At 49.8% G+C, this 16144-nt stretch carries 10 protein-coding genes and 2 pseudogenes; 4 read left to right on the forward strand and 8 right to left on the reverse strand.

The window, feature by feature from the left end; genetic code table 11:
* Positions 1-214: 214 nt before the first annotated feature.
* Entirely contained in the window at positions 215-1333 is a 1119-nt protein-coding gene (cysD, locus tag MOQ67_RS23265; protein ID WP_448675955.1) for a sulfate adenylyltransferase subunit CysD, read from the forward strand.
* Positions 1333-3219, forward strand: a complete 1887-nt coding sequence (gene cysN, locus MOQ67_RS23270; RefSeq protein WP_448675590.1) for a sulfate adenylyltransferase subunit CysN — start codon at positions 1333-1335, stop codon at positions 3217-3219. Before cysD ends, cysN begins: the two co-directional genes overlap by 1 nt.
* Before the next feature lie 473 nt (positions 3220-3692).
* Here the strand turns inward: cysN and tnpC are convergent.
* Positions 3693-5168: pseudogene (gene tnpC, locus MOQ67_RS23275) on the reverse strand (IS66 family transposase).
* Between the two features lie 69 nt (positions 5169-5237).
* The gene (gene tnpB, locus MOQ67_RS23280; RefSeq protein WP_448675591.1) at positions 5238-5597 is read right to left on the reverse strand and encodes an IS66 family insertion sequence element accessory protein TnpB; all 360 of its coding nucleotides are present in this window, start codon (positions 5595-5597) and stop codon (positions 5238-5240) included.
* Positions 5598-5694: 97 nt separating this feature from the next.
* On the opposite strand from tnpB, the pseudogene MOQ67_RS23285 reads away from it, so the two are divergent.
* A pseudogene (locus MOQ67_RS23285) lies at positions 5695-5847 on the forward strand (IS110 family transposase); the annotation flags it as partial.
* A 720-nt stretch (positions 5848-6567) separates the two neighbouring features.
* Complete coding sequence (gene cysC / locus MOQ67_RS23290) at positions 6568-7086, forward strand: adenylyl-sulfate kinase (RefSeq protein ID WP_448675592.1); 519 nt, start codon at positions 6568-6570, stop codon at positions 7084-7086.
* 95 nt (positions 7087-7181) lie between these two features.
* On the opposite strand, the gene MOQ67_RS23295 is transcribed toward cysC, so the two are convergent.
* The 6 genes from MOQ67_RS23295 to MOQ67_RS23320 form a co-directional block, all read right to left on the reverse strand.
* The gene (locus tag MOQ67_RS23295; protein ID WP_448675593.1) at positions 7182-8237 is read right to left on the reverse strand and encodes an NAD-dependent epimerase/dehydratase family protein; all 1056 of its coding nucleotides are present in this window, start codon (positions 8235-8237) and stop codon (positions 7182-7184) included.
* Positions 8238-8265: 28 nt separating this feature from the next.
* Entirely contained in the window at positions 8266-9636 is a 1371-nt protein-coding gene (locus MOQ67_RS23300) for an alginate O-acetyltransferase AlgX-related protein (protein ID WP_448675594.1), read from the reverse strand.
* Positions 9637-9753: 117 nt separating this feature from the next.
* Positions 9754-11181, reverse strand: coding sequence for an MBOAT family O-acyltransferase (locus tag MOQ67_RS23305; protein WP_448675595.1), 1428 nt, complete (start codon positions 11179-11181; stop codon positions 9754-9756).
* A gap of 71 nt (positions 11182-11252) precedes the next feature.
* Positions 11253-13103 carry a rhamnan synthesis F family protein gene (locus MOQ67_RS23310; protein WP_448675596.1) on the reverse strand — a complete coding sequence of 617 codons (1851 nt, stop codon included), beginning with the start codon at positions 13101-13103 and terminating at the stop codon, positions 11253-11255.
* A 305-nt stretch (positions 13104-13408) separates the two neighbouring features.
* A complete protein-coding gene (locus MOQ67_RS23315) occupies positions 13409-14776 on the reverse strand; it encodes a sulfotransferase (RefSeq protein ID WP_448675597.1) in 1368 nt (455 codons plus the stop codon).
* On the reverse strand, positions 14769-16088 hold the full coding sequence (locus MOQ67_RS23320) for an ABC transporter ATP-binding protein (RefSeq protein WP_448675598.1): 1320 nt from the start codon (positions 16086-16088) through the stop codon (positions 14769-14771). The genes MOQ67_RS23315 and MOQ67_RS23320 overlap by 8 nt, the downstream gene beginning before the upstream one ends.
* Between the last annotated feature and the right edge of the window lie 56 nt (positions 16089-16144).

Below are 16144 nucleotides of genomic sequence, written 5' to 3' on the forward strand. Positions count from 1 at the left end.
ACGACGACTGCACGAGCTGGGCTTGTTGCCCGACGAGCTGACGGCGCATAACCTGAAGGATGAACTGGGACGCCCACCGACCCACTCTGTCCTGACCTGGGATATAGAGCGGGCTCGCGCCAAGCGCAGGTTGGTGGTGTTTACGCAACTGTTCCGCACGGCTGACGGGCAAGACTTTTTGCACGCCAACGACGCCCGAGGGGCACGCTACTGGATGCCACTCGGAACCGTACAGCTAGATCCTCAGGCACTGTCCAACGCCCTGCAACGCCTGCAGGCACACATCGCCAAGTTCATCGTCATCTTTCCCTGCGGGCGCCTCACCGCTATTTGCAGGCAGACCTGCGCGCCGGACAACGTAGAGTTTGGGCTGTTAAGTTATGCGCCTGTGTTGGAAGAAAGCACACTTAGCGCGCTGCACTCCCCTGCAAAATCCCTTGCCCCTCATCTCAAACGGCTTGAATCCGAAAGTGTGCAAATCATCCGCGAAGCCGTGGCCGAGTCCGACAACCCGGCCATGCTTTATTCCATGGGCAAAGACAGTGCCGTCATGCTTCATCTCGCCCGCAAAGCTTTTTATCCCTCACTGCCGCCCTTCCCGCTGCTGCATGTCGACACGCGCTGGAAGTTTCAGGAAATGTATATGTTCCGCGACTTCATGGCACGTGAGAGCGGCATGGACCTGCTCGTACACATCAACCCCGAAGCGATCAACAAGAACATCAACCCCTTCGACCATGGTTCTGCGCTGCACACCGATCTGACCAAGACCGAAGGCCTGAAGCAAGCACTGGACAAGTACAAGTTTGACCTGGTCTTTGGTGGCGCCCGCCGCGACGAAGAGAAATCCCGCGCCAAGGAGCGCATTTTTTCGTTCCGCAGCCAAACCCATCAATGGGATCCAAAAAACCAGCGCCCCGAGGTGTGGAACCTATACAACACCCATAAAAATCCTGGCGAGAGCATTCGCGTATTTCCGTTGTCCAACTGGACAGAACTCGACATCTGGCAATATATCCACCAGGAAAACATCCCATTGGTTCCTCTGTATTTTGCAAAACAAAGGCCTGTCGTCATCCGTAACGGAGTGGCACTCATGGTGAATGACTCACGCATGAAGTTGCTGCCAGACGAAAAGATTGAAACGCGCAACGTCCGCTTCCGCACGCTGGGCTGCTACCCACTCACCGGCGCGGTGGAATCGAACGCTCTCACCGCCGCCGATGTAATACTGGAACTACTCGGGTCCACCCGCTCGGAGCGCGAAGGTCGAGCAATTGACAACGACTGCGCTTCCAGCATGGAAAAAAAGAAAAAGGAGGGCTATTTCTGATGGCACTCAAATCACTCACACACAGCACTGATCAAACTATCGAAGCCTATCTCGCGCGACAGCGTGACCAGGATCTGTTGCGCTTCATCACCTGCGGCAGCGTGGACGACGGCAAAAGCACGCTGATCGGGCGCTTGCTGTGGGATGCCCAACAACTGACTGACGACCAGTTGACGGCCCTGCAAACCGACTCGAAAAAACATGGTACCCAGGGCAAGGACCTCGACTTTGCGCTCCTCGTCGATGGCCTGTCCGCGGAACGTGAGCAAGGCATTACCATTGATGTGGCCTACCGCTTCTTCTCCACCACCAAACGGAAATTTATCGTGGCCGACACTCCCGGCCATGAACAGTACACGCGCAATATGGTGACTGGTGCATCAACCGCCGATGTCGCGGTGATTCTGATCGATGCCCGTCAGGGCGTGATGACGCAAACTCGCCGACATGCCTACTTGGTATCACTGATGGGCATTCGCCAGGTCGTCTTAGCCGTGAACAAAATGGACTTGATCGACTTCGACGAGACGGTTTTTCGCCAAATTACCGACGAATTCCGTGAATTTTCGCAAAGCCTGGGTTTCGAGAAAATAATCCCGATCCCACTCAGCGCGCTCAAGGGTGACAACATCGCCCAACGCTCCACCCACACACCTTGGTACAACGGCCCGACCTTGATGGGTTGCCTTGAAACACTAGAAATTCCTTCGTCCGAGTCCGAACGCTTGGTATTCCCGGTGCAATGGGTCAATCGACCGGACGCATCGTTCCGAGGGTTCAGCGGCTATGTGGCCGAAGGACAGGTCAGTGTCGGTGACGAGGTGCGCGCCAGCCTTTCTGGCCAGACCGCGACGATCACCGACATTATCGGCATGAACGGCTCGACGCAGACCGCCACTGACGCAGATGCCATTACCCTTAAACTGAGCAAAGAAATCGACGTCTCGCGCGGCGACATACTTTCCCTGAGCCATAACCCGCTGGAAGTCACCGACCAGTTTGAAGCAGTGCTGATCTGGATGAACGAAGACGCCGGGCTGAACGGGCGCAGCTATGACATCAAACTGGCGACACAATGGGCGTCGGCTTCAATCACCAACATTAAATATCGCATCGACACCAACACCCTTGCCCATGACGCCAGCAAACACCTTTCGCTGAACGACATCAGCGTCTGCACCCTCGCTACCAGCAAGCCCTTGGTATTCGATAGCTATCAACAGTCGAAAACACTGGGAAGCTTCATCCTGGTCGATCGCGTTACCCACGCCACCGTCGCCGCAGGGCTGATCAATCACAGCCTGCGCCGTGCGCAAAACGTACACCGGCAGGCGCTCTCGATTACACGGGAAGACCGCGAAAAGCTCAATGGCCACACAGGCAAAGTTATCTGGTTTACAGGGCTGTCCGGGTCGGGCAAGTCGACACTGGCCAATGCGCTGGAACTGGAGCTGCATGCCAGAGGCCATCGCACCTATATTCTGGACGGCGATAACGTGCGCCAAGGCCTGAACAGAGACCTAGGCTTTACTGACGCGGATCGCGTGGAAAACATCCGACGTATTGCCGAAGTGGCCAAACTGATGATGGATGCAGGGCTTATTGTCTTGACGGCTTTTATTTCGCCGTTTGAGAGAGAGCGGCAAATGGCGAAGGAACTGATTGGCGAGGATCGGTTTATTGAGGTGTATGTGAGTACATCACTTGAAGTGTGTGAAGAGCGGGATGTGAAGGGGCTGTATAAAAAGGCCAGGGCTGGTCAATTGCCTAATCTTTCTGGTGTGGGTAGTCCTTATGAAGCGCCCGTCAATGCGCTTATTGAAATAAATACAGCACATACCGATATCGAAGTGGCGATTAAGCGTCTGTTGGATATCAGTAAGTAATCGGTGTGACCGTGTTCAAAACATCGTAGGCGCTCCCTAAATCTCACCGAATTCAAGGTGGATGGCGCGCTCAGCGGTCGCGGTAGGAATGGCAGTCACCTGCCACCCCCGCACAGATCCGTACGTGCAGAATTACCGCATACGGCTCCTGCCTTGGGTTTTGACGCCGAAGCGGGTTATGGGATACGGATGCATAGTTAGCTCGCGTGGATATCGTCATGCACACCGTGGCCTTCCGCTTCGCATAACAGCGTCGGCGCCCCAAACTGATGATTTCGCGGCTCAATGGCTGGCCTGCTGGTTTCCCCTGCCAACGCTTCGCCATACACCTCACGGTGCATAACGCATGACTTGGGGTCGAGGTGTTCCGCCATAACTTCTCTCGTAGGGACTTTCACCCTTTATCAACTGCCAGCTTTGCTGGCGCATTAAGCGATCCATAAACCCCACCTACCCAAAGATAGGGCAGCGATCTACCTTGGCATTTCCGGCGAGCAGTTCCATGGCAGCAAGGCTTCGTAGTCTTCGACCGACGAGGCATGTGGCAACCGCTCCAGTACGTGGCGCAGCCACGTATAAGGCTCCTGGCCGTTGAGCTTGGCGGTCTCGACCAAGCTGTAGATCTGGGCGCTGGCGGTGGCACCCTTGAGCGTATCGCTGAACAGCCACGCCTTGCGTCCTATTACAAACGGCTTGATTGCTCTTTCTGCCGCATTGTTGTGTACGATGGGTAAAAAACCTGCTTCAACGTAGCGCTCCGGCTGGCTCCAGTTGTTCGCCAGATAATGCACAGCCTTGCCCTGTGCACTTTGCGCCGTGACTTGCGGTTGGCTCTTATCCAGCCAGCTTTTCAGTTGGACCAAGATCGGCAAGCTCTTTTCCTGACGAACGATAAACCGTTGTTCATCGCTGGCGTCTTTGGATTCTCGCTCGATGCCGTACAGTTTGTTGATCATCGTCAGCGCGATATCTGCCCGCCCGGTTTTACCCTTGGGCTGCACTTTTTGCGCATCCACGAACTTGCGTCGTGCATGGGCCATGCACGCCAGTCGCTCCACGCCCGACTGCAACGCCAAGGCGTTATAGCCGGCGTAATCATCGGTCATCACATAGCCGCGATAACTGTCCAGCAAGCGCAACGGCACGTCCTGCGCGCGACTGGAGGTGTAGTCGAACAGCACGACTTTCTTGTCCGGGGGGCCGCTGGCCTGCACCCACATCCAGGATTGACTGGTCGGGTCGCGATCCGGCTCCTTCAACACTTGGACGCGGGTTTCATCGCAGTGGATCACCGGGCTTTCCAGCAAGCGGTCGCGCATCAAATTCAGAAGTGGCTGGAAGTGTTCGCTGCACTGGATCACCCAGCGTGCCAGAGTCTGGCGCGCAATCTCGATGCCGTGTCGGCTCAACGGCAAGCCATCAACCTACTTGGTGGTCAACAGCATCGCCAATACGCTGGGGCTGGCCATGCTCTTTTCGATCAACTGAGCCGGTTTGTCGGCGGTGACCGGGGCTGTTTCGCAGCCACGGCAGCCGTAAACCTCGCGGATATGTTTGATCACCCGGATCTGCATCGGCACGATATCCAGCTGTTCGCTGGTTTCTTCGCCGATGACGTGTTTGAGGCAACCGCAGGCACAGGTCAGTTCGTGTTCGGGTAGTTCGTGGATAACTTCGATACGTGGCAGATCGGCCGACAATGGCTTGCGTTTGCCACGGCGGGGTGTCGGCGCAACGGCTTCTTCGTCAGCGTCATCAACGAGCGGCATCGGCTCGCTTTCGGGCTCGTTGAACAGCGCCAGTTGCGGCGTGTTGGGCTCGACCGTTTGTTCGGATTTACGCCCGAACAAACGGTCGCGCAGCAACTTGATTTGTTCTTTCAAGTCGACGATGTGAGTTTGATAAGCCTGGGCAACTTCTTCCTGACGGCTGAGCGCCTCAAGCAGCAGTTACTTGAGCAAAACAGGATCATCAGGAAGGTCGTCGGGCAGGGAAATCATGGCCCGGATTATACCGGGTCAGGCCACGTAGCGTGGGGTCAAAACCTGATGAGGGCGGTTGCGCCAAAGGTCAAAACCATCGAGTAACCAGTTGAGTTCCCGAACCGTCAGGATGATCGCCTCGTCGCTGACATCGGGCGATGTTTTAAAGCGTTCGGATTCGAGGCGCTTGAGCCAAAGGCAGAAGCCGTTGCGCTCCCAATACAATATCTTCACTCGGTTGCGTGGCTTGTTGAGGAAGACGAAAAGCACGGGGTCGAACACCGCCACTTTGATGTCCAGCTCGACCAGAGCGGCGAGGCCATCGATGGATTTTCGGAAGTCCACGGGTTTGGGGTAGAGAGACACTAATGAGACTTTGGCGTCGGGACGCATCATGACGGACTGGCTCCAGAAAGGATCGGGAGCACCGCATCAGATTTCAACTGGAGGCTTTGAATGTGTAGGTGATGGATCGCTTACGAAATATCAGCACGGCGCTCTGGCCGATTGGGTGCGCTCAATGCTCTGTCGTCGCCACTCGAACGTCGTGGCCTGCGCTTTGGCCAACAAGCTGGCACGAATCGCATGGGCGATAGCGGCTCACCATACGCAATTTGAAACCGGGCCAGAGGCTTTAGCTGCCTGAAGCTGATGTTGTGCTGTGCTAAGAATCACCACCTAGGTTTTGCGATGACTGAACAATCGATGACGTGAACGGCCCACCGGCCTGGCAAAGAACCTGTGTCGAAAATCGGCTTTTGAAGCCGGTACACTTTTAAGGATTGCCAGGCGCGACTCTCATTGTGGCGCGGAGCGTGCTCCAACCAGACGCCGGATAGATTTAGGCAAGCCAACTAACCATCACTGATCAGCATTGCAAAAAAGGGGGTGACCATAGATTTTCGATCTTTGGCATCGGGTCGCATCATGGCGGTTGGGCTCCAGAAAGAAATCGGGAGCACAGCATCCGGGATCAGCTAAGCGCTTTGAATGTGGGGTTTATGGAGCGCTTACTTTACTGCCACCGCAAACGCTCACATATAAAACAGGCGCGCGCCGCAGTGGTGCAGCCCCCTATTGTAGCTTCGCGGTTACACGATTTTACTGCGCTGCGTCAGAATTGAACTAGAAATGGAATTGAGCGTCTAACTAGCATCAGCTACACTTGCCGCCCAGCCTGAGTGCAGCATTCGACATTAACGTCAATGTCTCGATTAAAGTCATGGGCATGAAAATTAAGCAACAAAAAATATACAATTATTATTTATATGCTGTTGCACAAGAGATCACATGACTAAGAATCTAACTCCCCCCCCCACAAGCCGTTACCGCAGAACGCAGGACGGCCCTTAAGGGACAGCGACCAATGGTGGTATGGCTCACAGGTCTCAGCGGCGCTGGCAAATCAACAATCGCCAATGCACTCGAAGTCGCACTTACCGACCGCGGCCGTCATACCTATTTACTGGACGGCGATAATGTCAGATTAGGGCTGTGCCAGGACCTCGGTTTTAGCGACGCTGACCGAGAAGAAAACATTAGAAGAGTTTCAGAAGTGGCGCGACTGTTTTTAGACGCCGGGCTGATTGTCATTTCCGCCTTTATATCCCCCTTTCTTCGAGACAGAGCGCTGGCGAAGAGTGTCATTGGCGATAAAAACTTTATTGAAGTATTTATCGACACGCCCCTGACTGAGTGTGAACGACGCGACCCCAAAGGTTTGTATAAAAAAGCCAGGGAGGGATTAATAAATAACTTTACAGGAATTGATTCCGCGTATGAATCACCTGTCAATCCACACGTAAGAGTCAACACACTGGAAGAAGATCTGGACTCCACTGTTGCGCGCATCATTGACATTCTGATTGCGAAACCAACCAACTAACTAACGCTGCCTTTTTATAGAGCAACTGCACAGCATACTCAATATTACAGGGGAGGGTGATCACTCGATCACCCTCCCCCTTACACTAAGACGCCTTAGCGTTTGCCGGTGTCAATCCAGTTGCACAAAATGTGCACACCTTCTGCAACCATTACGTTTGGAGCCCACTCAAGTACCTGCTTGCTCTCCTCAATCGTGCACGAAGCGTGACGAACGTCACCGTGGCGATACGCCGCAGTGATATGAGGTGCAGGAGCGCCGTAGTGATCAGCAATGATCTGAGCCAACTTGGCGACGCTAGTGGCTTCACCCGAACCTACATCATAAGGTTCACGTGTACCTTGAGCGTGCAGGGTCGCTGCGAAGATTGCGTTCGCCACATCGTCGATAAATACGAAGTCACGAATGATTTCACCGTCTTCATACACTGGAATGCTTTTGCCATCTTTCGCCATCTGAGCGAAAAGCGAGACGATGCCGGTGTAAGGGTTGGACAGTGATTGGCCTGGACCATACACATTCTGCAATCGCAGCATGACTGGGGTTACGCCTAATGCCAAACACCAAGAGCTAAGAATATGTTCTTGCGCAAGTTTGGTAGAACCATACACGCTGGTAGGGTCTGGGCGAGTAGTGTGCGAGTTGAAAGGCAGCGTTTTCAGGCCCTCAAAATCCCACTCCGCACGTTCCAGTTGCTCACGTGAACGCTGGCCTGGGTAAACCAGCGAGCCATCGGCGGCCGTCCATGCGCCTTCACCGTAAACAGCACGGCTGGAGGTCAACACGATACGTTTCGGCAGAGCGTCATGACGCACTAACGCGTCAAGCATCTGGGTAGTCCCGGTTACGTTAACGTGCGCGTGGCGGCTCGCTTCCATCAGCGACTGACCAGTACCTGTCTCAGCCGCCAAGTGAATGACTACGTCAGGAGCAAAATCTTTTAAAACAACATCCCAGTCTTCAGGGGAGGTGACGTCACCTTTGACAAACTCCACACGCGAGTCCAACGCCGCTGGACGCTCGGCGGTAGGGTGGACCTGAGGGTGGAGGTTGTCGAAGGCAACAACTCGGCTGAATGCCTCGGCCAACAAGGGAGACAGCGCGCAGCCGATGAAGCCCGCACCGCCAGTCACTAGACATGTTTTGCTCATTAGAAACTCCGGATCTTGATTCAAAAAATTACTTCGCACCCAGTGCAGACGGACTTTTTCCGCTCAGCGTGAAGTGAATAGAGCCATCGAGACTCAAAAAATCAATCTTATCGACATTTACAGTGGATGGCAGGCTGAAATAAAGCTGATTATCGCCCTTCGCATAGCGCTCAGAGTACTCTACCGGATGACCGTCACTTGTTGATTGGACCTTGAGCATCCCCGGCGTTTTAGCAGTTAGCACTACACGCAGGATTCGCTCTCCTTTCGCATTCTTCACCCACGAGATACTTGGTGCCTCACTGCCAGAAACGACACTTAACGCGCTGCCGGCAGACTCTATCGTTCCCCCCTCCGAGACGGCCAGATCATATGCATTTGCAGAATGCCATAGATAACCTTCGCTCAGAATGTTATCAAGATGGCGCTCGGTCATGACGTAAAGGACGACATCCGGCTTGTACTTTTCTACCAGAGCTGGCACGTTCGGGGCGTTATTTTGATCATCAATATTATGACGAACCTGAATAGTCTCGTAGAAAGCAGCCTGGAGATAAGGCGACAAAGAATCACCCATAGAATCACGCATCACCAGCGCTTTCAATTTATTATTTGCAGACTCACTTCTCGTATTTCTAGGTAATTCAAGCAACCCTGTATGCGTTTCACCTGACGCTGGAACATTGACCCCATCGCTGCCCAAAATTAGAAAATCAGGCAGCGGGGACTTAAACTTTGGTACCGTCCAGGGGTTGGGTGCTGGCAAACTGATCATGGCCGCAAACTCACTCGCATAATTTGGCTTCACGTCAACTCCGTCAATCTCCGGGACGTAGAGATTTTGGAGTTTAGGGTCGAGCGATGCCAGTGAGTGAGTGGTTTCCTTCCATGCGGCCCAGGCACCAAAATCCGTCCAATGACTGTTAAATGGTGAATAAGTGTCAGCAGTAGAGCGCGCTTGACGTAACGCAGGCCTTACATCAACAAGCGGGAGAGGCTCTTTTACACTTAACAACTGATCAAATATATGCAGACCTATATGCCCTTGCGACCACTTAGGCATTTTTTCCGGATAAATCGACCACTTGGCCGGTGCAATCAAAAACAACATGGGTATATTCCGATGCGCAAGCCATTGTTGCTGGCCACCAATCGTGCTGGTCCATGCATCAATGTCATTAGCATTGTAATAACGACGCCCAAGCGCTTGAGCCATATTATTATTGAAAATATCACCCAAAAAAATCCATCCATCACTACCTACAACGGCGACAGCCTTGTTGTTAGTAGTTCCCAGGGAATAGAGAAAACTGGAGTAACCTTCCACAGCCTTGTTCCAAAGCGGCGTGGTACGCCGAATACCATCCCTTTGATTACCCCACTCGCTGGGGTTCTTCATGACCACCTTCATAGCGGGTACAAATTGAGGGGATAAAACAACCGCTATGCCAGGTACGCATAGCGCGATGAAAAATAATCCAATGATGACCTTGGGAGAAAATATTGAACGCATATATTAAAACCGAAAGTAAAGGAAAGGACTGTACGCACCTGATAGCACTTTCATACTAGCCAGTACAAACAGTGCGCTCAGGCCAAGCAAACCTGCGCATAACTGTTGGTTCGAAGACAAGCGATCACGCAACCACCTATAGATAGGAAAGCTCAGTAGTGCCCCGATGCCTAACGCCAATCCCAACGCTGGACTCATGTATTCAGCCAGCACATAATTTTCTGGGCCAGTTCGCAAGCCTAACATCAGCGCCATCATATGGAATGCGTGGTCAAACGTTTCGGATCGAAACAGCACCCAACCAAAAACTACTACTGCCAGGGTATAAATCCAACGCATCAGACTGGGAATATCGCGACTTTCCATATTGGTAAAGCGCTCTATGACAATAAAGAATCCATGCCACAACCCCCACGCCACAAACGTCCAAGACGCGCCATGCCATAAACCGGTTAGAATAAAAACGGCTAACAAATTAACATAGGTACCTACCGCCCCCGTACGGTTCCCCCCCAGAGGAACATATACATAGTCGCGAAACCAACCTGACAACGTCATGTGCCAGCGTCGCCAGAAATCACGTATTGACGTTGATTTATAGGGATAATTAAAGTTTTCCGGAAAACGGAAGCCCATCATCAAGCCCATTCCGATCGCCATATCAGAGTAAGCTGAAAAATCAAAATATATTTGCAATGTATAGCTGGCAGCGCCCAACCAAGCTGTTCCAAAGTTTAACTCGGAAGCAGGGAGCGAGAAAATTGCATCCGCAGTCACCGCAAAGGTATCTGCAAGTAATACTTTTTTCGCGAAGCCGATAACGAATCGAGTAATCCCTTCTACAACCATATCAGGATTAACCGAACGATCTGGAAGCTCCGCAGCAATATCTCTATACCGAACAATGGGACCAGCAATTAGCTGAGGGAACAGGGATTTAAAAGTACCGAATATAAGCAGACTTTTAGTGGCCTGAATCGTCCCTCTGTACACATCAACCAGGTAACTAATACCCTGGAAAACAAAAAAACTAATACCTAATGGCAGCAGGACAGAAACTACTGGCACAACCGAAGGATGACCAAATTTCGCTGAAATCAAGTTTATATTTTCAGTAATAAACCCGACATACTTAAAGTAGCCAAGCACGGACAGATTGAAAAACAACCCTATGATAAGTAGACGTCTGGCCATTGCACTTACTTGCTTTCCATCCTCCACCTCACGAAAACGATCAATCAAATAACCTATCGCAAAATTGCCCACAATTGCAGCGATAAGAATCCATAGACCTTTCGCATCACCGAGATAGTAGAAATATAAACTCGCGGTGAGTATGAGAATATTTCTGAAACGGTGGCCCACCAACTTATACGCAATTAAAAATGCGGGCAGAAAAAGAAAAATGAACAGATATGAGCTGAAAACCATATATCTACTTCCAATTAGCAATGGCCAGCGGGCCAAACCAGTTTATTATTAAAACCATACTTCCCAACGCTTTATCGCTGGTTTGACGCCCACCTATACGCTCTTCTTAACACAGTTCCCAATCGTGGGTACCTGAACATAATTGAACGTTTCAACGACATAATGACACCTGTCGCAATGTAAGTTATCTGAGACGTTTTAGACAGCTGCATTGTTTGCATCTGTTCGCGCAAACTCCCTGTCGAAAAACAGCTGGATAGCGCCTGCAACTTATACTCCAGTTTTACATAATTTTTTGACGCTTGCTTAGGCGTCAAAATGCATCGACTAAGAAAGCCAGCATCTTGGGCACAATAGGTAATCAATCGCTCCAATACATGTGGGAGATCACCATCGCCATAGTGTGCTTCGTCAAAATCCTTCCAGCTCCATTCATGCTGGAATAATTTTTTGAGGGCCTCTGGGCGAAACCAATACATTGAACCATACGTCGCTATCGGTGTTTCATGATCTATAGGCACTTTGAAGTCGAGTTCGCGAGCCAAATTGATTGCTCGTTCTCTGTTCAGAAACCAGCCATGCCCTAGCGTCGGGTAACCGATATGCACAACCGGAGGCATGGCTACACCTACCCACGGCTGACTTTCAAACATATCGATGACATTCTGCACATAGGCAGGACTTGCCAGCAAATTTTCACATAAATGCCGCTTAAACATGGAACTTTTTGAATAACCATCTTGTGGCGACTTCTTGCTATGCAACCTGCAAATAAGATCATAGCCACCTGCCAGGACAATTTCACGACACGTAATCAGCAGCGCTGATGTGTCCCGACCAAAGTTCGATTCGCAAACCAACACAATGCATTTAAGATCAGGAAAATCAGAGAAAATCGTGTCTATCTCTACTTTTTTCTCTGCGGTGTCAGTTGTGATATAAATCGAGAACGGTGCTGGTATATTTTTAATATATCCGAGCATCTCATCCAGCATGTCGACATAATAGACATGGGCAATAACAGCTATTTTTTTAGAAACACTAACGTGCTTTTCCGACTCTACCTGAAACTCCGACAGAACACTTAGTACTTCAAGGTTCGAGTAAAGCGTCCTTAACGGTGTGGTCCGTATCAAGTTCTTCCAGATTAGACTCACATCATAATCGGACTTTTCACTTATCAAATCCAGCGCACGTTTTACGTCAATCGCTTCGCTCTCAATGAAAACAGGGTCATGAAAAAAAGGACGCCGTTTTAAAATGGGAGAACGACGCTCGATCGCCAAGTCCATCTCGGAGAAAATAGGATGATCTGTATTGTATGTTTCAGGACCGATAGAAACCGCATAATTAAAACCTAGATCACTGAAGTACTTAGTAAACCTGGCCTCATGTTTTAATATGGAGTCTTCATAAGAATTTATCATTGGCATATCAGTCCAATACCGATAAAATCCGTCCGAATTCAGCATATTTTTACGTACAGCAATGAAATGCGACTGTATGTGATAATGGAGAGTGCCGGTGCCGTTGAACGGGTTGGGAGTGATTTCCTGATGTGACGATATCCCCCAGAAATCTATGCCCGGCTTATTCATCTCTTCAAACAATTCAGCAAAGGGAAAAATGGGGCCAAAGAAGGTATAGTTTAAAAAGATTGCCTCGTCATATTGTCGAATCTGATCCCAACCAAAAGTCTCAATAGCCTCTTTATAGGCCCACACATCAAAGCCTTTATTGACACGACAATGCACAACATCGACTAAGGAGTTTATTTTTATTAGCGAATCTGGTGAAATGCTAGAGTTCGAAACAAAAAATATTGTTTCAACATGCGCGCGAAGCATACGAAGTTTATAGATAATATAGTCATCTACAATCCCATCATTATCATAAAACAGGTAAAACGCAACTCTACGCATTATTAGTCAAGCTCCATAAATTTTACTTATTTAAATGCACTAACTTTCCCACTAGCAGACGCCAGCTTCAAAAGCGACGCCCCCTCCCCTAAGCGAAAGAGTTCCACATAACACCTAAACAATACTCAAATAAAACCAATCAAAGTCATTTAACGCCGAGATCTTTCATAAATCCCTATAGCGATTTTTAGACATTCTATAGGCAGCGAACAAAAAAGAAAACCAAACACTCAGCCGTGCCTGGGGACTCCCTTTCAATCGTATTCGCAGCCATATGAACATCATCTCGTAAACGTTTATCGGTACTATTCATTTTTTACAATCCTGCTTAAAAAAGCCTTAATCAGCCACGCTTTCTGACTCGTAAGACTTTTTAGCTCAGCATAATTGCCCTGCGTCTCTAGCAAAATCTGATGAGCGCTTTCCTCCCGAGCCTGCAACGCGCTCAAGTCAGCAAAAAGCTTACCCGTCGTACTCTCAAGCTCTGCCAATTCTCGCTTAAGCCTCGAAAGTTCAGCTTCCTGCATACCAATTAAGTCATGCTGCTTGCTCAACTCGCTTTCTTGAGAGAATTGCAAGGCGTTGTAGTACCCCTTAAGCTCATCTAACTCTGCCTGATGAGAGAGGCATACGCTTTCATTGTGTCTGCGCAAATCTTCCAACTGAACCTGCTGAGCGATTTGCAAGCTGTCATTTTTAACTTTAAGCTCATCCAACTCGAATTGCTTGGCCTGCAAGGCGTTTTTACTGTCGTTGCTTAGTTCGTCGAACTGAATTTTCTGCGCTAAAGCAATATTTGAATAATGTTCGGCAACTCTACGAACAAGATCATGCATTGGCCGATGAAAAAAAGCCAGCATCGCCGAGAAAGATGAGTTCATAGCCTCAAGCGCTGTCCAATAGCCCTCTTTCATCTCATGGCAAATCATATATGTTTTTTCAGCCAAAGAAAATTCGCCTATCCCTTCATCATATGAAAGAAAGTAATCATGGTGGCGATTTTCCGAATTTAAGTAGAGGTCCACCTCTGACCTAATAGAATCAGATGAATTAGGCCAAACAATATCTAGTTCAGCCGCAATTCGATTAACGTGAGCTTCCCAATCAGTTAAAAGATGATCATATGTTATGAGCGCACGCGGTATCTGACGGCTTGCCTTCTCCGCCTCGAAAAAATACTCAAGCCACAAAATTTTCGTGTGATCCGAAGACCACTGCCCATCACCTACCATTGCCGCGATGGAGTTGACGACCTCATCTGGATGACGTGTAACAAGTACAGCTTTTGGATTAATGCACAATCCCTCTAAGACTCTAAGCCATAAAGGTAAAAAGCGGCACATCCTGGGTTCTTTAACTATCCAAATTGTTTCGCCACGATAATCTCGTTGAATTAACGCCTCTAGCTCTCGATGCGCTTGTTGAGTCTCGGAAAAGTCAACCCACCCATCAGGCATTTCGCCAATATCAAACCAGCTTCGTCCCAGCGAAGACAACAAGCGCTCGTGAATGGCTAATGCATCTGCACTTTCAAAAAACCCTTTGGGATTCGCGTCAGCTGCTGGCAAAAGATTCTCAGACAGCACTGCACCATGCAAATTTAATACGCGCGTCACAGCAGAGGTGCCGCTGCGAGGCATTCCGAGCACTAAAATAGCCGTAGAGTTATGCATTTCCGTCGCCCGACACCGTACTCAAAGTTACTTTCAAATCGGGCGAAGAAACTATTTCTACAAGCCCGGTGGACAATCGATCGGGGCCTGAAAAGACTCTAAACATCTCAGCATCTATTTGCCGATCCAAAAACTGCTCTTGCCCGTCTACGACCCCGAGCACACCCGCATTCAAAAAGTAAGTAGCCGGCGGGAGCCTGCATTCAAAATCAAATTTTACTTTAACACGAGCGCCCACCGGTATTGTTTCGATGGTGTCTCGCGGCGCAGCGCTCACAGCACCACTTAACTCCAATCCGGATGTTGTCTTAATCATCATGCCAAATCTCACTTGAAAAGCGAGAGCGGTAAAATCGACAGTATAGACATACTTATAGGATTCACCCGACCTAAGCACATTAACCTTTCGACCTTCGGATGTTTCAATATGAACATCAAGAATTGAAGCGCCATAAGAATTGTAACTAATCTTACTCAGGGATTTCATACCCTCTTCATAGAACGCTTCTTCCCGCGGAGGAAGGCTACTTTTGGCACTGGCCACTAAGGCCGAATCTGCCTTGTCCGCCTCGGTAACAAATGCGTCTTCAGCAACATCGTCTTCAGCTAACTGTTTTTTTAGATCTTCGCGCAATACGGCTACAGTCTCGGCTGGCGAGTAAATTAACTTATGATATTTTGAAACCACCGATTTTGGAGAGCCCTGAGCAATCAGTTCTCCCTGATCAAGAAGAATCGCACGATCACACAACTCAGTCACGATACCTGCAGAGTGTGAAACAAATAATATAGTTGACCCATTATCACGTAAATTCTGAATACGGGCGAAACATTTTCGCTGGAAAGCCTCGTCTCCAACAGCCAAAGCTTCATCGATAATCAGCAAATCGGGGGTCACATTAATGGCCACAGAAAATGCTAGCCTAATGTACATACCGCTGGAATAACTTTTTACCGGCTGATTTATGAAATCGCCTATGCTGGCAAACTCTGTGATGGATTCGAAACGTGCATCTATCTCTTCTCGACTCAGGCCAAGGACGGAGCCATTTAGGTAAATATTTTCTCGCCCGGTAAAATCAGGATTGAAACCTGCTCCCAACTCAAGCAGCGCGGCGATTCTCCCGTTGACCTGCACCGTTCCGGAAGTGGGAAATAAAGTCCCACAAATAAGCTGCAGCAATGTTGATTTGCCCGACCCGTTGCGCCCTACGATCCCAAATGTTTCTCCGCGCTTCACTTCAAAACTTACATCCCTGAGTGCGCGAAACTCTCGATACCACTTATCCTTTTCAGCGGATGGCGTCAGCATTTGGAGCAGACGGTGGTGGGGCTTCTCGTATACCGGGAAAAACTTGCTGAGCCCCT

The sequence above is a fragment of the Pseudomonas sp. LY-1 genome (assembly GCF_053502595.1).